Genomic DNA, 21,139 nt, shown 5'->3' on the forward strand with positions numbered 1-21,139 from the left:
AGAAATCCACTTCGCTTCGGTCCTGCCTACCACCCTTGCACGACCTCAATCAGTTGCGAGACCGATAGGATGCGTGCATAGGATTCGCCTAACTTCCCTTTAGCGTCCTCCTTGGGAAACAGCATCTCCCAGGAAAGGGGGTCCAACGGGCTGACTGCGTCGCGTCGCTGACCGAAAGAGTCGACTGTTGTAGGGGCTTCTTGTATCTGTAGAATCATTGCCGCGATGCTGGTGCCCACTTCGTCTATCACATCAGACAGTTTGCGCGAGTTTGGGGTGGGCAGGATGCGGCCGTTGGCGTCGGTGCCGTCGTATAGACCAATCTGGGCATAGCCCGCTGCAGCCACATTGACGGAAGCACGGACCTTCTTCAGCAACAGCACTGCGTAGTACATGCCCTGCCCGTCATCGCCCCAGTTTCCACCATCGGGCTGGCTCATACGCTCCCGACGGCCTGTTAGACGCACCGGGGCGCCCGATTCGCCGGCTATTATCGCAATAGGCTTATCGGGCTCACTATCATCTACAACCAACTGTAGCGGCGCGGCCGCATGCGCATGCGCACGTCGGACATTGGCCCATAGCGTCTGCACCGGCCTCGACCATTTGCTGGCAGCGAGCGAAGCGGCACGCAGGATCGGGAGGGCAGTTCCGCTATCGTCGGCCATCTTCCACTCAACCCCCGCAGATGCATCCAAAGGTGCGGACAACCGCAGACTGCCGCCCGCAATGGCTCGCCAATGCTCGCCAGGCCGGTCGAGATAGAGGCCTACATCCCATCGGCGCTCCAACTCAGTTCGCTGCTCTTCAATATTCAGAACCGCTTCTTCACCCAGCCACACTAACGCTAGAATGAGGCGGTCATCATTATGGAATGGAACCGAGGCCAAAGCGGCAATCTCATGCCCGGGAGAAACTTCAATGTATAGCCGCCCATCCACTGTCTGAAGACTGATGACTGTGTCGTAGCCACCCTCGCCGTTGCCAATAGCAAGACGGTGCATGGCACTTAACTTTTTCGCACACCATGCCAGCGCCGCATCGCGGCATACCACTACCTCATTTGCACCAGGCTCTTCGATGTCCACTCTCTGTGTCGCATAAGGATGCAGGACGCGACGAATACGGAAGATACCAATGGGTTCCGGCCACTCGAGCGAGCTGTCCAAATCTTTGACTGGCGCAAGAATGGGCGCCGGTACAAAGCCGGTCCCAGACACTAGCTTGGGGGTTTCGGTTTCGAGATCAAAACTGTGGCCGACGACTGACTCGCAGGTCAGCGGCAGGAACCTAGAGGTGTCGCCGGCCAACCCATTCCAAGCCGTGATCGCGCCAGACTTTGCTTCTATTGGGTTGGGGCCGATTGCCATGCGCACCCTGAGATGTCTTCCTGGGCCCCCATTGGTAGCGATATCGAACCGGGCCTCCCAGAGTTCAGCAAGACCGCCTACAGTGGTGGGGGCCTCGTCGACATGAAGGAGCACGTCGCCGAATACCTGGCTCTCGCGGCTGGCATGCAAGGTGGGCACGGCGAATGACACCGCAGGCGGCATGAGGGGACCGTCCGGCCGTGCCGGCACGAAAAGTCGCCGCCACGACGTATCCGCGGACCTTGCCTGGCACTGCCGACTCTCGGGCTTTGACATTAGGTAAGAATATCGGTGGCGAGCGACTACACCGACGCGGTAGTGCGTCGCCCCGAGACTGTTAGGCTCGAGAGCAATTTCCCCGGTGGCCCGTTCCGTGTCCACGGGGAAAGCTATCCGAAGGACGCGCGGCGGATCTCCCTCTTGGTTCTCAAAACCAATCGCTTCCCAGACAATCGCGTTTTCGGAGGGAGCCGTGTCAGCAGCATCAGGAATCTTGTCCAAGTCCTTCTGCTCGAAGGGATACGTCGGCAAGGGGCGCCCTGATGGCACGACACTCTGATAGCGAATGTCCAGACCTCCGACGTTGTGCCATTTGAGTTTCTCTGCCTGTGGTGGCGTAACTGTGGCAGCGATGGTGTTTCCAACAAGAGAGAGGCTTAGGGCCGAGAAAAGGGTAGCCTCTTTCGGTAGATCCTTGGTCACTGCCTCTATCCGCAGTGCGGTTGGCGGCCCATCTAGATCTGCGCCCCCGTTGCTCCATGCCGGATGGAACCTGGCAGTCGGCGTGGGCCCATTGGCGTTGAAATACTTTCCCGGCACGACCGCGTGGCAACGCAATTCCCATACAGCGCCAGGGGGCAATGTTATTCGTATCTTGTTTGCTTTCTCCGATTTTATTGTCGGTGTAGAACCGACGGAGGGATCCACCTTAATCACTATCCGCGGGGCATTTGTGGCGCGAAGACGCAAAATTGCTTCCATTCCCGCCACGGACCCGTCTACAGCTTGGCGCTTCAGGTCGATCGTCTTAGTTTGAGCTAGCCCAGGTTGTGCCGGATCGAACACCGGCTCGAGGACTAGCTTGATCTTCTCGACCGCCGGATCCTCAATTCCGCCTTCGCTGCGTTCATGTTCAGTCAGCTCCTGATAGGCTTCGAGCACATTTGACAATGCCTCTTTCCACTGGGGCTCTGCGAAAGAATCTAGCCTGCGCCATCGGGCAAAGGTTTTTGGTTCAACGGTTGGTGGTCGAAGTGTAAAAGCGACTTCAGTTGGGAGATTGAAATCTTCGCTGTCAGCGGCCTTGAGGAGGAGCACCGGAGGGAGCTGGGAAGCTGCTTCTGCTTCGACATTTTGCTCGTCGCTCAGCCATCCGATCGGGGTAGCCGGCTTTGCCGGGAGTGAGGCAGCTACAGTATCGATGCCCTCTATACGCGACAGAGCCTCGACTTGGCGGCGGGAGAGCAGATAGCCCTCATCGGGATCGACAATTGCCGGCGCGCCAAAAGGAGTGCGCCGAACATACCATTGGATAAACGATTCGGGTGCACTCGTTGGTGTCGCCGCAGAGACGGACCAAACGTCGTGGAGGTGCATTCTGAGAGCGGGCGGCAAAACGCCGCCGGATGCCATGGCAAATGGTGCAACTTCGTAGCGTGCACCGAAGGCGAGTGCGGGCGGTGTCATTAGTTCATCTAGGGACGCCCCATTGCTATCGTATAGCTCACCCGCTTCTGCTTCGATGAGATTGAGGAGTTCCGCGCCCAAGAAGAGCGATTGGTCGGGATCCTCGAGGTGTGGTCTCTCTTCGCGCTCCCGGTCGAGGAGCCCGAAAGGCTCTGCCTCATAACGCAGAAGACCGCTGCGACGATCATCCGAATAGCCTACCGGCAAGGGAGCGACGATCGGTAAGGGTGTTTCAGTCGGTGCCGGCGTGTTGTTTGCAATTTTCAGAAAGCCGCTGGGATCTGTAATAACTACATTTCCCGGTGCAGCAACCCCCAAGCTGGGTAAACGCCAGGGAGGATCGTGGGATTCGCTTGATGTCTTCTGACGCCGCATTAGCAGACCGTAGCCGGCCAAGTCGGCGGTAACTGGTTTTCCATTGCCGTCCGGTTCGCCGTGCATAGGCGCCACTTGTAGAATTAGAGGCTGCGCCATGCCCACCGGGCCAGATGGTCCAAACTCGGGTTGCGCGGCGTCGTATACGGATGCCAGAGCCTGCGTCAACTGTTGCTGAACCCGATCTGCCACCTGTACCGTCCCTAAACCAAGCGCGACCCGTATCTCCGTTGTTGGAATGGCTGCGTTTAGTCGAGATTCCATTTCAACTGTGGCCCTTCTCACAATCTCAGCAACAATCTGACGATGGGATTGGGGCGTCTGACGGCCGGGCAAAATTGCATTGACGAGGGGCCGCGCAATGTCATTGCCCACAAGGAGGCCGACCTGGATGCGGGGAAAAGCATCTGCGGTTAGCTTAGCACGAACATCCAGCCAGCGCGCACTATCCGGGAGGCCCGTCATTCGATCACCGAGCGCAAGGAGAAGGGCCTCAGCGCCGCTATCTGTGGTGAGTGCAGTCGCCAGCGCCAGCAGTGCATTGGCCCAAGTCTGCCATTCGGAATGAGTGCTGTCTGATTCCGGAGTCTTCAGCATATCCTTGGAACCAAGATCCAGCGTCTCAAACAAGTCTTCAGCCACTGCGGCGGCAAAATCTTGCGCGACGACCTGCATGAATGCCTGCTCGAAAGCAGGAACATGATCGTCGACCTTTGCTTCCTTCAGAAGTAGCCGCAAGGCCGGCACCTGTATGGAGGAGTCGCTCCAAGTAGAGCGATAGCGCGCATCGATACATCGGAAATAGGCGCTAAGGATTTCCTCTGCGATGTTATCGCCCGCGGGCACGTTCCCGCTTGCTAGCTTCTCCGCTAGGCCATCCGCAATCCAGAGCGGCAGATTGTAGATGTCGCCCGCTACTGTGGTCAAAGCCTCGATCGGATCGCCTCCGATCAAGGACGAGTTTACCGGGCCAGTGTTGTTGTACCGAGGCAGGGCGAAGTAGGTATCTGGATCGTAGAACACCTCCTCTTCGCTAGGGCGCTGTGACAACGCAACGCCCGCGATAGAAGCTTGCACTTGGATCCCGCCATGAGGGATGCTTGAATAATTGGCGCGCCACCTCCCGGTGAAGTTGTCATCGGGATCCATGATTGGAGCAATTGCTGGATCGAGCTCACAGGGATGGCCATCAATAGTGAACCTTGGCGCAATGACAACCGTTAGGGCCGTTGGGTCGGCTAGTGAACCTGGCGCGCCTACTTGGTCGAGGTCGAGCTTTGTCACGGAATGAAGATTTAGGCCTTTGTTGAGGCAGGTGAGGGAACCAGGGTTGTGCGCTGCCAAATCGGCCAGGGCAAAGCGCATACCACCACGCGGCATAACGCTTTCATCACCTATTTCGATCTCACCAGCAATCTGCCTGTCGTCGAATGCTTCCTGCCAGTTGGCGCGATTCACGAAGACTTCTGTATGGATTGCGTCAGCGAGGCGTAAGCGTTCCTGAGGAGTTAGGGGGGCGTCAGGCACAAGCGGGTGTATTGACGCATCTCCGATCAAGATCGCTGGCGTTTCTGGATTAGTGTCGTCCACCAGCCAGGCACAGAGCCCCACATTGGCCCAACGCCACGGAGCGAGAAGACTCTGCGCAATTTCCTCGGGTACGTTGCCAACGTCACTGGTCAGCCCGGTCGTAAATAGGCTAGTGAAGAGACCGCTGCGTGTGGCGGCATCCCAATCGGACCAGATCGGGGCGGTATCGACATAGATGGTGAAACTGGCCATGACTTCTGCCTCCCCTGCCCGCCTACGCTGCTCGCCGCTCACGCGAAGCGAGTTTGGCGCCGCTTCCCTTAGCGATGGTGTAGCGGAAGGACTTGTCGACTCTCACTTTGAAAAAGCGACTGATCTTAACGGTCACACAGATACGGCCGACGCCATACATCTCGCCGGATCTCTCGTAGGTGAGCGATAGCGTGACCTCTAGAGTGATCGTAACAATTCTGATGACGCAGACCCGCCCGCGGATAATGAGCATGACAGCAAAGGAAAGCCCAGCGTTCCGGCCTGAGGTGCGGTATTCGACGGAGGCAGCAACCGCAACCATGATGTCGCCGTTGGCCCAACCCACGTTGAACAGTGCTCCTGCGCCGGCGGAAATGGCCAGCGAAAAGCTGGCTGATAGGGCACGCGACTTGGTCGAGTAACGAGCGCCAGCAACGAGCCACCCGCCGCCCTGCAAAAAGGCAATTGTGATGGCGAATGGTGCGCCCTGGCGCCCAAGGTTAAATCCGCAGTCGATCACGAAGTCTTTGTCAACCACCCTTAGACCGAGAAAAGCGCCGAGCGCCATATTGCTAATGCCGACAGCGCCTGCCCCGATCGAAATATTTTGTATGTCCAGCGTTGCTTTCACGCCGATTGGTCGGCCGTCGATATCGGTATCGAGTGCGACAATGAACCCGTTGTCGGGATCGGATGCCGCTGCAAGAGCATCGCTAATGAGCTGAATGGCGCGATCGAGCTCGATTCCACTTGGCCGTATGTCAAAGGTGAATTTCCCCGTCTGGTCGAAATGTACGGCAGCGTCGCGGAACGCGACCATCTTCATGCCGCCGAGCGTCAGGTCCCATGTGCCCTTCAGGGTGCCTTTGGCGCTCTGGTGAACGTTGCCGTTCACATTTGCGACGATTTCGACCCGTGCCAACATGTTGGCACGATGCAAACGAAGAAGAAGCGGACCAAAGGCGAATACGGTTCCGCCACTGAAGGGCATCTGCACATCGGCGTATAAGTGTGCGGTTTGCTTTGCTTTGTCGATGCGATGCCGAATTTGGATTGCGTCGTGCGCAAGGGCCGGCATCTTGAGACCGGGAAATAGATTTGATAGGCGGAAACCGCCCAATGCTTCGGTCACCTTTGCAAGAGCGGCCTCTCCGATATCATGTGGTATGAGGCGGTCGAGAAACTCCTGCGTCGGTACACGCAGGCCCACCGCGTTCAGCACTTCGCCGACATCGTTGACGATAGCTGCCGCTGGCGACATCAGAATCGACTGCCGCGTGTCATCGAATATGTAGGCAAGACGATCACGGTTGAACTCTAACTGCGGCAGAATAGGTCCCTTTCCATAGCCGCGATAGAGCCGCATCGCGGCATCCTTTGCCTGATAGAGCTCGGAGTCCTTTACTTGCTCAAAGTACTCTCGCACGCGCCCTGCGAGATCGTCATACTGGCGCTCCCAGGTCTGTAGATGCTCGCGCATTTCATCTACATTCGGGCCGAGATTATTCAGTAATTCTCTCTTAAAGAACTCCTTTGGGTCATTGAGAAGTTCTCTATCGAGAGCACCGAAGATCTGCCCGCAAGTCGACCGTATCGCCGAATCAGCCGCCGCCCCGAGATCCCCGGCGCCCTGCTCAATGCTTTGCCGGATGGGATCGAGAGCACTCTCAACCGCGCTCTCGACGCTCTGAGGAAAGTTCGCCGGAACAGCGATCCTTTCGATCTCGAGGAAGGCCTGGAAGCGCAATGCGTCTGGCCAGGCGTTTAGCTCTGCTAATATCGAGGCCGCCGCCGCCTTTACACCGCCTATTGCGGAGCTGGCGATTTTCTGCGCATTGGCAACTGCTTCGTCTAGGATCGCGAACGATTCTCGGATACTTGCCCGCGCGTCTTCGAGCTTCTTCTTGGCGTCCGAGACATCTGTCTCAAATTTCGAGAGAGCAGCATCAACTTTAGTAAGGGTGGTTACTAGTGTCTTGGAAAGCGCCGCAATTTGCGGGTCAATTTCCTCTACGACTTTAGCAAAGCGGCCCTTTGCATGCCTTCCCAATGCGCGCCGCGCCTGTTCGCTAGCAACGCGCAGCTTGGGTTCGAGCACATCTAGACGGCGCCGCAGCTGGCGGGCGAGCACCTTTGCTTGTTCACCATCTTCCTGAATTTCTTTGATGAGAGTCTCAATGTCATCGTCGAGGACAGAAAGGCTGGCACGAGTACCGCCAACTGCGCTTTCTACGGCTCCTTGAAAGCCAGCCACTTCGTCGACGAGTCCCTCGAGCCCGACCGTGAAAGGCCGAACAGCTAGCTCTAGCCGTTCCACTATGTCACCAACTGCAGTGTTCGCCTGCTTCTTTAGATCCTCGAGCTTCTGCGCAGGATCTAACGCCTCAGACGCATCTCTAGCTAAACCTGGAAAGTGATTCAGTTCGGTTAGAGCGGTCTTGAGATGAGCGTTTATCAGTGCGCGAGCTTCCTTCCTGAGAACCGCGCAGGGATCAACGAAGATTGGATGCTGTTTTTCCTCGTCTTGCTTGAGGGCGCCGACAAACTTTCTGATCTGCTCGAAAGTGTCTGGCACGTCGCCCTTCTCCAATAGAGCTTCCAGGCGCTTCTTTGCCTGGTCAACTAGTGCCTGCCTGTCATTTGCGACCTGGCTTGCAGGATTACCGGTCTCGTTTGAGAGTTCACTCGCGTCCAATTCCTGGAGGTCTTGAACAAGCGTATCGGTAATCTGGAGAATCTGCGCCCGCACTTCTGCGTGCATGTCTACGCGGCGCTCAATGCTATCGCGGCTCTGAGTTACCTTACCAAACAGATCTCGAGCAAGTTGATCCGTCGCATCCAGCTTACCTTCTGCCGGGTAGGCGCGCATGAATGTGACGGTCTCAAGCACTGCACCTACCGGATCGCCGCTCTGGCCGGCATTGAGACGAACTGCGCGGCCTCCTGTATTGATCTGGTAAGTAAATCCTGGGAATCCTTCGATGGGGGGCGGACTCGGCAGTCTGCGTGCAGGGCCTTCGCCATCGATAATATCGTCTGGCCTCATGTAGGGCGGCATGACGGCTGGCTCGTCAGCATAGTCAACCCGGCGAACGGGCTCCCAGCGATCGGTATCTGCCCCGGTGTCGCCGCGAGTATCGGAGTAAAAGTAGACGATGTTGGGATTTTCAATCCCGGCTGGAAACTCCGCGTTTGGGTCATCGCTAGCTTCGGTCAGCAGAAGCTCGAGTTGTGGTTTCGGATAGATTGTCGGGTCGGCGTCGGGGCGCCAGATCGGGATTCGAAAGCCGGTGGTGCCAATGTCTTCTCCCCAATCGCCGTTTACAGGTATCCGGATTGAGCGGAATTGCGTCGCATTTACGAAGCCCGGCGGCTTTCCGGCCAAATCGCTCTCTGGGTATCGTCGCAGCGGCTGCAGAATCTCGACATACTCACGGACCTTTCGCAGTATCATTCGGCCGGCATGGAATGGCTGTGCGCCCGAAAACTGATATGAAGCAATCGGAGTGCGCTCATAGACAATGACGTGCTTTGCTCGGTTCCAAAGGTTTCCAATACGTCCGATCCGTTCGCGCGAGTAAAAGCGCGGCTGACCCAGGCTCACGTCTGCATAGATCTTGGTGCGGTCGCTGTCGAAGGCCGCCATCAGCCAACCGAAGCCGCCACGAGCAGAAAAGGCAGGCCGAATTAACTTCGCTGAGGTGGAGGTGGTATTGCGCAATACGGCTTTCAGCTCGTTTTGCTGCTCCAAAGCCCATAGCGCACCTCCAAAGAAGGCTCGCTTGCCTATCTCCTGTCCCAGATTGAGCCTTGGAGGCTTGGACTCGCCATCTTTCAGGTCGAGAAATCTCTGTGAATTTGGGTTGGTAGGATCGACAGCGTCTGTTTGGCGCAGTGCAAAACGAAGGCCCGATGCCAGTACAAGTTCACTGTCAGCCGCCAGATCATAGAGCGTCAACACTGATAGACGGCTCTGATAGTCGCGTCGGCGCGCTCGCCACAACTTGTCCCAGGCGTTAAACGCGGCCTGCTGAATTGTTGGTCGCTCTTGCGCTTGCGCCTCGGGCAGACGGTATTGGTAGGCACGCGCCGGGCGGGGCACGGCACCCATGCGCGCTTCGATCTCCGCGAGCATCAGGCCGCGTCGCCCCTCGAGTTCTCCCGATAGGCCATAGAGCAACTCGAATCCCAGATGTGCGACTTCAGTGCCTGGCGCCCGTTGACCGGCATACCCGAGCACGCGGCGCGTGTTCCAAGGTGCCTCTACATAACGCTGGTCGTTTAGGCTAGGGCGGAGCCTGAGACGCGCTCCTGGTGAAAGCCGGAAGTCTGATGCTTGTGGATCGGTATCGGTCCCAAGCGGGCGAAACGGCGACGGAGAAGAGATATCGCCGTACTTGTTGTTGCCCTTTTCCATTTCCTCGCCGATGGCCTGTGGCGGCAGATCGAGATGGAAGCTACTGTCCGGGCGAATGCCAAGAATCTCCCAGCGATCGCCCTCTAGACTGGACATTCGCCAGCGGGCAACCAGAGCGCCCTGAGCGCCACTAGCGCTGGGTTGCAGGGGTGGCACCTCCACTGATGCGACAAAAAATGGCGCCGGATCGATCACAAGCACGCGCCGTGTCTCGGTTGCCCCTTCTATATGCAGAAGCTCAAGTAAAACGCTGCGGCGCAGGTCGTCGCCAGTTCGCTCTGTCACGTCGAGCCTGTAGCAGGGTCTCTTTTTGGGAACCGGGCCGCTAAGATCGCCGGGAGAAGGAGGCTCGGTGACCTCGGCGAATGGAACTATTACAGGAAGCGCGGGAAGGTTTGTTTCCGCCGCACTGCCCGTGGCCCTGAGCTCATCTGGGCGTACATCCTGACTTCCGGGGATAGCTGCGAAAACCGGGAGAGTACCCTGCAAATTGAGAGTGACACCGACGAGCCCGTTGTACTCAAGGTGCTCGTCTGCAGCGATCTTCAGTGCATGTCTAGGGTCCGGCCCCTTCTTCCAACCACTGCCGCTCTCTAGCGCGAGAGCCAGATCCAACGCACCCATGCGACAAAGCCTAGGAACTGCACCTGAGGCCGGTAGCTCCAGAGTGAAGCAGAACAGGTGGTCGTCTGGGCTGATTGCTGTGGCATAGTTTCTAGCCTTCGGTTCACCTTGGCTGGGCAGATCCTCCGTTATCAGACTTGGTTCATTGCTATGTAATGCTTGCCCAACATGGTCGACAAGATTTGGCAATACTGCGTTGAACGGGCGCGGTTGTTTTTGATCGGCCAGTCGAAGCCGGTCAGCGACGATGACAGGGCTCTTGGCGCTGATGTCGATCGTGCGTAGATGGACAAACCCTTTGTGCAATTGCTGATCTTTTTTGGGACTTAAGTCTGGCAAACCCGATAACGGGCTGTCATCTAGGGCTGTTGCGAGGGATCGAAAATAGGGGACTGCGATCAGGTTTCGATAGGCGTCGGCAAATTCTTGGTCGGTGACTTCTGCACGAATGTCGAAGCGTTCAACGGATACTGGCTTTCTTGTTTGCCGGACTGCTTCTTCCGCACGTTCAAAGTCCTGAGCGGATTGCCTCCATCGCACGGCCAATGTTTTTGATGAGGAGAGTAGTAGTGGCTGAAGTTTAGGGTTTGCAATCAATAAAGCGCCATAGACACGGCCAGGCGCCCATGCTTCGCCGGGTTTTCGTTCATGGAGATAGGACATCTCGAAGAGGAAGCGGCCACCGTATTCTTGATCTTGCGCGAAATGCACAGTGAGACTTTCTGGGGCGCCGGAAGGCTGGCCATTACCGTACTTCTTGAAAGCATACCCAGCAGCTCGGCACGCTTTGCCGACACCGTAGACGCCAAAATCTATATCCTCGTCTTTGATGCTCTCGTTAAGAAAGGTCTTGAGCGGTACCACCCAGGACTCAAAAAACTCGGGCGGCATGGGAGCAGGATTGCTAGGTGTCTCACTCTTTCCCAGCCGTGGCGCGCCTGAGGGGTCGAAGAACCCATCTGACTTGCAGTGGAGGAATAGGGCTGGAAAGTTGTAACTTCCCCTGCCGCGGATGAGGGTTGGGCTATAGTGGAAGTTACATTTAACGATTGAGGGATGTGCGTCGGGATCGACGCCACTTCTTTGTTTTAGAAGGATCTTGCTCGTCTTGAATAGTGGACCAAAGGCCGCGAGGGCACTGTCGTTTCCCTCATACAGTAAGCCGGATGTCACATTTTCGAATGAGTAATCCGAGTCTGCTTTTAATTTGTAGGTTGTCTGTCCGGGTGTTCCCAGAGGCCCAATTACGGCAATCTGGTGGCGGTCCTTTGGTGCATCGCAGACTTCCCACCAACCAACCTCGGCGCTACTTTTGGCACCGGAAAACTTCGCGTAAACGCGCAACACCGCACGGTAGTCGGCCATATCCCGTCCCCCCCGGATTCCGGACGCTCATTTGTGCTCGCTAGAGAGCATCCGAGCAGTTCTTTCGGTTCAGTCTTGCACTTACTCCACCTCAGTTTGCTGATAACTAGAATCTCAATGCGGGCACGCAATGAGACTTGGTAGTCATAGTGGCCGCGCTCTAACTGCTACTTACAATTGTGTCTGTGTACCCGCCTAAAGGGACTACAACATGCAGAGAAGGGGTGGCTGGCGCAGTGCGGAGGCGCTTTACTCTGCAAGCGTCTAGCTACGGATGGCACTATCAGATGGTGCCTTGCCAACAGCCTCGGCTGCCATTCGACTTGCATAGCCAGTCTAGCTTGAACAGCCGTGCACATTCCGGAGAGGGATATCGGCGACGACATCCTGAGCTGTAAACGCGACAGCGTAGATGGAACAAGAGCACTAGCGCTCTTAGGAGGCAGAGTCCTGACCATCGGCACACACCGCATCAATCAAGTGCATTACCCTCCCATCAGCATACTATTGTACGTTTATCTTTTTTGCTTACTTCAACTCAAGAGCGATCTTAGCAAAGAAATTTGAGTGCGCCACCGGTACGTGTGTTTTCCCCGGGATTCGCAATACAAAATGGGGGTATGCGTCGCCTTTCGCGAGTAGATCGCCGCCCCAATCCCCAACGGGGTCCGTCGTCAGGTTACAAAATGTGATTGGCAACTTGCCTTGGCAGGCGAGATCAGGGGGCAGCGCGCATTCGTTTTTATGGCAAACGGACAAGTAACCCTCGCCCAACCCCGCCTTCTAGCTTCCCCCATCCGCCGGTTACGCCATCTTACGTTGGAAAGCAGCACTGGCTTGTTCCCTCCCAGATCGGGCCAATTTGAATCGGCCGCCGACCGGCGCGCATGGTCGAATCCCGCTCAGTGGAGCCTTCAAGCCGTCCCCTCCGCGATCCCATGGCTTTAAGCCGGACTTGACGGTTGTTGCTAAATCACTATGTTTATCTGATGAAAAACGTGAGAATAAGGGATCGATTTGGCAACAGTACGTGCCCCATATCGCTCGGGCTCGGCAGCTGAGTTCGTCGACCGCCTCCAGTCCCGCGGCCGCTACGGCTTTGCTGTTCGGGAGCTGGTCCAGGCAAGCGGCCTCAGCACCGCGGCGGCGGGAGCGCAACTGAAGCGACTTCATCCGCGGGTGAAGTCGCTCTATCCCAAGTCCGGCTTCTACGTCGTCGTGCCACCAGAGCACCAAGCCAACGGCGCGCCGCCGGCGAGCTGGTGGATCGACGACTTCTTCACCTACCACAACGAACCTTACTACATCGCGCTCCTGTCGGCCGCCGCCCACTGGGGCGTATCGCACCAAGCTGCGCAGTTGACCCAGGTGATGACGGTGACCCCGCGCCGCGCCTTCACCCTCGGACGAGTGAAAATTTCCTTTCTGAGCAAGAAGGCCCTGGGCAAAACACCTGTCGTCACCGCCACCGGTGGCCAGACGCCCTTCAAGGTGAGCACGCCCGAGGCGACCGTTCTCGACCTGTTGCGTTATTTGAAGCAATCGGGCGGCCTTCCGCGCGTGCTTCAGATCCTAAACGACCTCGCGTCCCAGCTGAGGACGGTCGAGTTCAGGAAGGCCTTGAAAGCGCATCCCGAGGTCACCCTCGTCCAGCGCACTGGCTTCATTCTCGAGGCACTCGGCCACCAGACGCTCAGCCGCTGTGCTGCCGAGGCCCTTTCAGGACAGCGCCTGCACCCAATTCCACTTTCCAGCGGAACCCCCACCGACGCGCCCTTCCACGCGGCCTGGGGCGTCTATGGCGTCCTGCCGATGGAGGCCGACGCCTGATGGCTCCCTTCACGCCCCCTATCACGCGCCAGGATATCCTCGTGCACCAGGAGACCGTACCCTGGCCAAGCCTCCTACAGGTTGAGCAGGATCTGCTGCTTTCCTTGTCGATGGTTGCGCTTTTCGAGGACCGCTTTCTCAGCGACCACATCGCCATGCGCGGCGGCACGGCGCTTCACAAGGTGCACCTGGCGCCGCCGGCGCGCTACTCCGAGGACATCGATCTCGTAGTCGTCACCGACCGTGACGAGAACCACATCCGTGCCGCCGTGAAACGCGTTCTGCTGCCGATTTTGGGGCGACACAAGGGCTTCGGCTGGGAGAGCGTGCGCCTTGCCATTCGCAATGCCGCACGCCCGTCACGAATCCTCAAGGTCGATTTCGAAACCGCCTCAGTCGCCGAGCCCGGGCGCACCATCAAAATCAAGCTCGAGGCCAACGTCACCGAACGACAGTCCTATCTGCCGACGACCCGACATTCCTTCACCGTATCGCTGCCGAGTGAGGTGCGGACGGTCGAGTTGGCCTCCTACGACATCAACGAGATGCTGGGAACAAAGATGCGGGCGCTCTTCCAGCGCAGCCAGGGCCGCGACCTCTTCGACCTTTACTGGGCGCTCACTACACCTGACGCCGGCATCAATCCGGCGATCGCCATCGACGCCTTCAACCACTACATGGCAGCGGAGAAGCAGGCGGTGCAGCGCGCAGGCTTCGAAGAGGCGCTGACAATTCGCCTAGCTGACCCGCACTTCCGCGCCGACATGGCGCCCCTGTTGCGCCACGGCCTTGCCTATGATGTCGACGAGGCTGGCGCCCGCGTCCGCCGGGATTTGCTAAGGCGCTTGCCGGCGTAGAGACTTGGCGATGCTGGCATAGTGCCGGCAGATTCAATGCCCATGGCTGACAACAATACCGGAAGAAAGCTTGGACTGGCTTGTGGCCACCTGCCACCAGAATTTGATTGGTGGGTGAGGGGCGGGCCGGCCGACACGTTCTGACCGGTTCGCTCTGGATGGCTGCCCCCACTCCAAGCGCAGCCGGCCCATCTGCATGGGTAGGTGAGATTGCAGGGCCACTATCCAAAAACGACCCCACCTTTCTCATAGGTCTAACCTGAAACAGGGCACATAGGTGTGCCGGCAAGCCCTTTCACTCCCGAACGTTGCTGCCTGCCGGAGCCCATTCACTTCAGCGGTATCCGTGTCATCGCGAGGGCCAGGCACGCCAGGTCCTGCGTTTTCGCAGGGAGCAAGGTCCTCGACAGAGAATCCCACATCAGAAGGAACGATTTCCTATTTTCGGCCACCGTGAAGCTCTTGAGCCCAATTCGCCCTTAAGGCCGTCGTCTACCGATCCCATCGCTAGGAGAGCCAAATGATCGGAACAAGTGAAATGGAAGCTTCGATTGAGAAGCGCTTGATCGCCGCGAACTCCACTATTCGCCTTGTTTCCTGTGCGGACCGACAAATCGCTCAGATTCTTCGTCCGGTCTGGGTCGATGGCTTGTCTACCGCTCCCGGAAGCACGGACGAGATCCCCATAGAACTGGACCTAGGCAGGCCAGTTCGGAACACTCAGAAGAGCAACGCAGTGCATGCAGCGGGCAAGCTCTTTTCGCCGAAGAACGAGCGCCTGATGGGCTGGGAATCGCATCTCGAGAAGCGGGCCATGATCCTTCTCGAATGCGATCCCACGGTCATGCGCTACTGCGTGCAGCCCATGACACTTCGATATGAGTTGGATGGCAAGCAGCGACACTATACGCCTGACATCTTTGTCTGGCGCGGCGACAAGCTGCAAATTCTGGAAATCAAGCCCTCCACAACAGCTGTCAAAGAAGCCAACCGTCTCCGCTTCGCTCTGTTTGCCAGATTCTTCCGCGCCTTCAGTGTCAGCTTCATGATTCTTGATGAGACGGCCATCGATATCCAGCCCAGGCAGCAAAACTGCCAATTCCTCCTTCGTCACGGTGGAGAGGCAGTTTCCCCAACCGACCTATATTTGCTCTGCACGGCCTTGTCAGGCGGAAGTGCCACAGTCAGTGACGTGGCTGGTCGTCTGTCTGGCTCGCGCCGCTTGAGTCGCGTTTATGCAGCGGTTCTCCGTGGCCATGCGCTGATCGACCATCGCGTGCCGGTCAGCGAGCATTCACTCCTGCGCCTCCCCTAGCCCTTCACGCTCGACTCCAGCAGGAGCCTCCATCTGATGGATTACAAGCTTCCTTTCAGAGCCCGAATCCCGGCTGGCTTTCGCGCCACGATTAAGGGTGTCCCACATCGGTACGAGACAACCACAAACTCGGAGTTGATCTTCATTAGTGAGGGCGCCAACCGCGCCATCCTAATTCCGCACCAAGAATACTGGGAAAAATGTGCAAAGGGAGAGATTAAAGAGATCCTCCAGTTCGATCGCAACTCTCCCCTTCACGGCCGTGAGGCCCTCACTGAGGTCGACCTCCTCGCTATTCCGGAGGGAAAGCTTCAGGAGTACGAGAGACGTCTTGCCTATGCGAAGGCGCTCAAGAATGCGCCCCGCGGCCAACGATCCGGTGCAAAAGCCCAGATCATAATCGACGATACCGCGCGTGCTCTTGGTGACCGAAAGCCACCGAAGCTTAGGACCGTCCAAGGATATGTTCGACTGCTGCGAGAAAGCGGCGGTGATGCGACGTTCCTGATCAGCCTGCATACCGTCAGCCGTCGTCGTGCCCTCCGCACGATGCAGCCGGTTGTTCGGATAATGATCGAGTGTCTTAGGCAGCACTACTTGATAAATGGAGAGCCTTCCCTCTTCTCCGCCTATGAGGCCTTCCTGGCCGCACTTCGGAAATACTGGGATGCCAATCCCACGCTCGCATCCGACGCGCCGCCAGCCTACACGACGTTCAAGCGAGTTCTTGAGAGAACCTTCGACATCTACCAGATTCTTTCCTACCGATATGGCGAAAAGGCGGCCCATAGATGGCTGCAGATTAAAGAAAAGGGGATCACGGCCAAACGTCCTCTTGAACTGGTCATGACAGATGCTACGCCATTCCAGGTTCTTGTTGTCGACGAGAATGGGCGTCTCCACAAAAGATTGACGTTGACGTTGGTGATCGACGTCTATTCCCGGCTCATTTTGGGATTCCATCTCGGATTCGAAGACGAAAGCTGGGCGGGATACTGCCAGGCCTTACGCAATGCAATGAGCCCTAAAACATACCTCGAAAAGCTCTATCCGGATTTAGCCGGGGCCTGGCCGGCCGAAGGCAAGTTCGAGACGATCATCAGCGACAGCACAACCGCACTAATGAATGCCCGGTTCACGAATGCATGCGGCGCTCTTCGCGTCAATCACGAGACAACAAACAAAGACAAGCCGGAACACAAGGGCGTCGTGGAGCGCGCATTCCTCACAATTCTACATCAGCTCACGGACCTACTCCCTGGCGGCATGAGGTTCAATAAGCACCAATGGCAGCTGCGCGATCCTGAAAAAGAAGCCTGCATGACACTGGACGATGTTCGTGAAGCGCTCACGCGATGGATCGTACAGATCTACCATCACACTCAGCATCGTGGATTGCGGGGAAGAACGCCTATGCAAATGTGGTTGGAAGGCGTCAAGAGGTATGAGCTCTCCCCACCGCCTTGCGAAAAGGATCTCGCGGTGTGCCTTTCGCATGGGTCATACGCAACCCTACAGAACGACGGAATTCACTTCGAGAGCATGATTTATCGAAGCCCAGAGCTGGCCCGCCTCCGCATAAAGCACAAACGAAACCCAAGGGTGGATTTTGTCTTCGACGAACAAAGCATGGATAAGCTCTATGTTTTTGACGAGGTTCGTGGTCAGGTGATCGAGGCCATCTCTGATGATGCGGCGTATGCGCGGAATCTATCGCTGAAGCTACACCGACAGGTCGAGGCTTGGCGCAGACAGGAGAACAAAGCCCACTCGCTATCGCCGATGGATCGTGCTGTAGCCAAGCGCAAGTTTCTGGAACGCTATGATGAGAAAATCAAGCGACCGAAGGAAGTCAAGCGCACTCTAAATGATATTGCTGCAAAGGACAGCCGCATGCCCTATGGGAATCGAGCGGACGGATCCGTCGACTTCACTTCGCAAGCCGGATTCGACGATCTTGCTGGTCCCTCCAGGACATCGCCCAACCAGCACGCCGCTCAGCCTCCCGCTCCCATCGAAGAGGAGCACACGCCGCCGGATGACACTGTTGGGGACATTTCGCTTGAAGCAGCGACTTCCGCCGACGGATTCGGGCAAGCCAATGATGTTGATACTAGCGAAAACGACGACACCGAGGATCTCGACCGCCTGCTTGGGGAGATGGGGTGGGACAAGCCAGATTCATAGTAGGTTGGCTTAATTGCGGCTGCGCCAAGAGCAACCGGTGTCGCGGCCGTCGCCAGAAAATGAAAATGACTGGACTTTCAATCAAATTCGAAACGATTGCGCTGCGGAGATGCCATTCCCTTGGGCCCGCTCAACATTTTCGAACCCATTTCAATATCAGAAGCAGCGGTAGCTGCCAGCCACGAGTGGCAATCACCTAGCTACCGCCTATGCTCCGTTTCTGGTCACCATATGGGTGCAGATAATGAAGAGTGATGAGAACATCCGCCTCGACGCACTGCGCGCTATCCGGGTCGAATTTGGCTTTGTAAAAGCCGCCTTGAAGCGGTTGAGCACGCTGCACGCGTCCGCGCCGCGGCCGAGAGAAGGCCATGTCTTCACTATCGTTGGCGAATCGCGAAGCGGGAAGACGACAATTCTCGACTTGCACGAAGAGAAGTTCGCCAGCCCAGGACCCCGCCCGCGGCGCGTCGCACGTCTGACGCTCCTTAGCAAGTGCAATGAGCGCACTTTGGCAGCAAGCGTTCTCGAAGCAATGGGCGATCCCGCGGCGTCGACGAACTCGCGCGTTCAGAGTCTTACTCGGATTCCTATGGTGTCTAAGACCATGGGTGTCGAGATGATCATAATCGATGAAGCGCAGCATCTCGTGAACCGGCGCAACAAGGAGATTAACTACGACGCGGCCGATGCCATCAAGGTTCTCGCGGATCTTGTAGGCATTCCGATCGTCCTAGCCGGAACCGAAGACTTGGATCGGCTCATCGCCGCAAACTTGCAGCTAGAGGGGCGCCTTAGGGGACGTATTGCAATTGCCCCATTCGATGTTAGCTCTGACGACTCCTTCAAAGAGCTTCGGTGCTTTCTTCGGTACTACGATCTCGAGATGCCGTTCCCAATGACCGGCGGCCTGCATGAGCCTCATCTGGCGCGGGCTATTCACTCGGCGACATCGGGGCTTATCGGACTTATCACTCGACTGTTACAGCGGAGTGGTGAGCTTGCCATCGACGATGGGCGCCCCTTCATCGACCTCTATCATCTTGGGTGTGCTTGGGAAGAACTGACCGCATCATCCGCTTACGGGCGCAGCCTCTCGAACCCTTTCGATCGGCTCAGGGAGCCGAAACGGGAAGAGAAACCGCAACGATCCGACTAAGGAATGATACCAGTGCAACGTGTTCTACCGCGATTTGAGCCAATCGCGCCAACCGAGAGTTTCAGTGGCTACTTGCTCCGGCGCGCAGAGATGAATCTGTACGACAGCCTTCATGTCATCACAAACCTCGTAGGCGCGCCAACTGGTACGCGTTCGATGACGGCTGTCCAAAAGCATGTGGATGAACTGAGCGAGCTGCTGGAGATCGATCCGCAGATGGCGGTGCAAAGGATTCCGACAATGCAAAAGGCAGGTAGCGCATCTCGGGCATGGGCGATCTGCGGTCACCATCTCGGCAGCGGTATGGTGGATGTGAGGCATCCGAAGGTGTGTCCCACGTGTCTAGCAGAAAAGTTGGTCATCCCAGTGGAGTGGGAACTTACGTTATTTACTGTTTGTCCGCGACACTGGGCGCCTTTGGTCAACAGCTGCACTACGTGCGGATCGAAGATTACGTGGGGTCGGCCGCATGTTGGGCGATGCAAGATTTGCAGCTCGGCCTTTCATTCACCTCCGGGTTCTGCCTCTGAGCACGAGGCCCAGTTAGCAGAGATGATTGCTAAGAAGCTCCATTCCGATAATGGTCGGCTCGGGTTCGACCCGGAACCCGATGCTCTTACTCGGCTTAGTTTGAATGGTCTGCTTTCAATGTCTGTGTTCATTGGCGGCATAACGTCAGACATCAAACGTGTCGACTCGGCGCATGTGGCCCGGCTCCCTCTACCCAAGCGATGTGAGCTCATGAAAGCGGCCTCGGTGGCAGTCAATGATGATTGGCCTAGGGGGCTTCATAAGGTTTTCAGTCAGTTTATCTCTAACAAACCTTTAGATTGCCGTACAGGCGAAGAGCTGTTTCCTGGACTGTACGAAGCGGTAATTCGTCGGCGCCGCAGGGAGGGCTTTCAGCATGTCGTCGCTGAGATGGGAGTTTACCTGGCGCAGTCGCACCCGTCAGCGTACGCAAGATGGAATGGCCAAGCAGAGTTCATGATCGCAAGCAGGGAAAGCTTTGCCCTTGAACCTGTCTCGGTGTTCTGTGCGCGCATGAGCATCAGTCATCGACGTTTCATTGAGTTGGCGACTGATCTCGGCTTACCTCATGCGGCTTGCACGAAGGGCGTAAATGCGCGGCAACGCTTGAACAAAGACGAGGTTGACCGTCTCGAGAACCTCATCCTGAGACAGCGACAGTTGACTAGAAGTTTGGTTGATCGCGATTCTGCTGGAGCTTTGTTCAAATGCAATAAGAGGGAAATGGGCCTGGGTTCCTTCCGCGAGGGCTGCGGATTTCCATGTCGCGATTTGGAGGCCTTAGCGGACATTTCCCTTCCAATTGGACTTGTTGCCGAGCGACTTAATGTCGGCGACGCCGTAGCTGCTCAGATACTGGAGCGTTTTGGAGTACTCGCCGCCAAATCCGGCACCAATCGCATACGTTCAAGGAGGCGGTTGGGTGCTTCCAGCTACCTGGAATTTGAGAGGAATCTGGCAAAGCACGTGAGATTCTCGCCCTCTACAAAACCGCCAGGTTCGATGATCAGCATTGGCGAAGCCGTCCGCAACAAACTTAGGCGATTCGACATCACGATTGGTGCCATTCTCGGCTTGATACTGAATGGGGAGCTTGAGGTCGCCGGATATGATGAAAATTGCCGCGGCATAGACCGCCTCTTAATCACCATGGCCGACACGGATGAAATCGCGACCACCGCCAAGCAATCGAGAATGGCTGGCCACCTTACTGGGGAGGCAGCGGCCAAGCTGCTTTATCTTCCGAGAGTGACAGCTATCTATTCCTTGCGAAATGCGGGCTATATCTCTGGCGATCAGACTGGGCCGAAATCTGGAGGAACCGTCCTCTTTGATCGTTCTTCTGTCGCTGAATTCCACAAGCGATATGTGACCATCTCAGAGTTAACCCGCTTGGGGGGATGTGGCAGAGCCTCTCGCCACCAGGGAACAATCAGGAAACTGCTGAGGGCGGCCGGCATTGCGCCAACCTTCCGGATCACTGCAAACGGAAAGCCCGTACCATTTTATGACCGCCACACATGTATGGCTGCACTCGCTAGCGACTAGTGCACCGCCGCAGTGAACTACCAGCCTCGGGGCGCTTCGGCGCCCCTTTTTAGTGTCCAATCCTGCGTTTCGAACCCACGTCGATAGATAAAA

At 56.9% G+C, this 21,139-nt stretch carries 8 protein-coding genes; 6 read left to right on the forward strand and 2 right to left on the reverse strand.

Annotated features, from left to right (window positions below; all coding sequences use genetic code 11):
* Positions 1-26: 26 nt before the first annotated feature.
* Both WDC82_RS05110 and WDC82_RS05115 read right to left on the reverse strand, forming a co-directional pair.
* Complete coding sequence (locus tag WDC82_RS05110; RefSeq protein ID WP_340116178.1) at positions 27-5,213, reverse strand: hypothetical protein; 5,187 nt, start codon at positions 5,211-5,213, stop codon at positions 27-29.
* Between the two features lie 22 nt (positions 5,214-5,235).
* Positions 5,236-11,619 (reverse strand): hypothetical protein, encoded by a 6,384-nt coding sequence (locus WDC82_RS05115; RefSeq protein ID WP_340116179.1) that lies wholly within the window; start codon positions 11,617-11,619, stop codon positions 5,236-5,238.
* Between the two features lie 1,017 nt (positions 11,620-12,636).
* On the opposite strand from WDC82_RS05115, the gene WDC82_RS05120 reads away from it, so the two are divergent.
* From WDC82_RS05120 to WDC82_RS05145, 6 genes are all read left to right on the forward strand, one after another.
* Positions 12,637-13,449: a type IV toxin-antitoxin system AbiEi family antitoxin gene (locus WDC82_RS05120; RefSeq protein ID WP_340116180.1), complete on the forward strand. Its 813-nt coding sequence runs from the start codon at positions 12,637-12,639 to the stop codon at positions 13,447-13,449.
* Positions 13,449-14,306 carry a nucleotidyl transferase AbiEii/AbiGii toxin family protein gene (locus tag WDC82_RS05125; RefSeq protein ID WP_340116181.1) on the forward strand — a complete coding sequence of 286 codons (858 nt, stop codon included), beginning with the start codon at positions 13,449-13,451 and terminating at the stop codon, positions 14,304-14,306. The genes WDC82_RS05120 and WDC82_RS05125 overlap by 1 nt, the downstream gene beginning before the upstream one ends.
* Positions 14,307-14,826: 520 nt before the next feature.
* Positions 14,827-15,621 carry a Tn7 transposase TnsA N-terminal domain-containing protein gene (locus WDC82_RS05130; RefSeq protein WP_340116182.1) on the forward strand — a complete coding sequence of 265 codons (795 nt, stop codon included), beginning with the start codon at positions 14,827-14,829 and terminating at the stop codon, positions 15,619-15,621.
* Positions 15,622-15,657: 36 nt separating this feature from the next.
* Complete coding sequence (locus WDC82_RS05135) at positions 15,658-17,808, forward strand: Mu transposase C-terminal domain-containing protein (protein WP_340116183.1); 2,151 nt, start codon at positions 15,658-15,660, stop codon at positions 17,806-17,808.
* A gap of 244 nt (positions 17,809-18,052) precedes the next feature.
* Entirely contained in the window at positions 18,053-18,967 is a 915-nt protein-coding gene (locus WDC82_RS05140) for a TniB family NTP-binding protein (RefSeq protein ID WP_340116184.1), read from the forward strand.
* Positions 18,968-18,970: 3 nt separating this feature from the next.
* Positions 18,971-21,046 (forward strand): TniQ family protein, encoded by a 2,076-nt coding sequence (locus WDC82_RS05145; protein ID WP_340116185.1) that lies wholly within the window; start codon positions 18,971-18,973, stop codon positions 21,044-21,046.
* The last annotated feature ends 93 nt before the right edge of the window (positions 21,047-21,139 follow it).

The organism is Pelagibius sp. 7325 (assembly GCF_037652055.1).
Lineage (GTDB): Bacteria > Pseudomonadota > Alphaproteobacteria > Kiloniellales > Kiloniellaceae > Pelagibius.

Excerpts from the sequence above, each read along its gene's own strand:
- WDC82_RS05110 (WP_340116178.1), bottom strand. The coding sequence starts at position 5,213 with ATGGCCAGTTTCACCATCTATGTCGATACCGCCCCGATCTGGTCCGAT.
- WDC82_RS05115 (WP_340116179.1), bottom strand. The coding sequence starts at position 11,619 with ATGGCCGACTACCGTGCGGTGTTGCGCGTTTACGCGAAGTTTTCCGGT.
- WDC82_RS05125 (WP_340116181.1), top strand. The coding sequence starts at position 13,449 with ATGGCTCCCTTCACGCCCCCTATCACGCGCCAGGATATCCTCGTGCAC.
- WDC82_RS05130 (WP_340116182.1), top strand. The coding sequence starts at position 14,827 with ATGATCGGAACAAGTGAAATGGAAGCTTCGATTGAGAAGCGCTTGATC.
- WDC82_RS05135 (WP_340116183.1), top strand. The coding sequence starts at position 15,658 with ATGGATTACAAGCTTCCTTTCAGAGCCCGAATCCCGGCTGGCTTTCGC.
- WDC82_RS05140 (WP_340116184.1), top strand. The coding sequence starts at position 18,053 with ATGAAGAGTGATGAGAACATCCGCCTCGACGCACTGCGCGCTATCCGG.
- WDC82_RS05145 (WP_340116185.1), top strand. The coding sequence starts at position 18,971 with ATGATACCAGTGCAACGTGTTCTACCGCGATTTGAGCCAATCGCGCCA.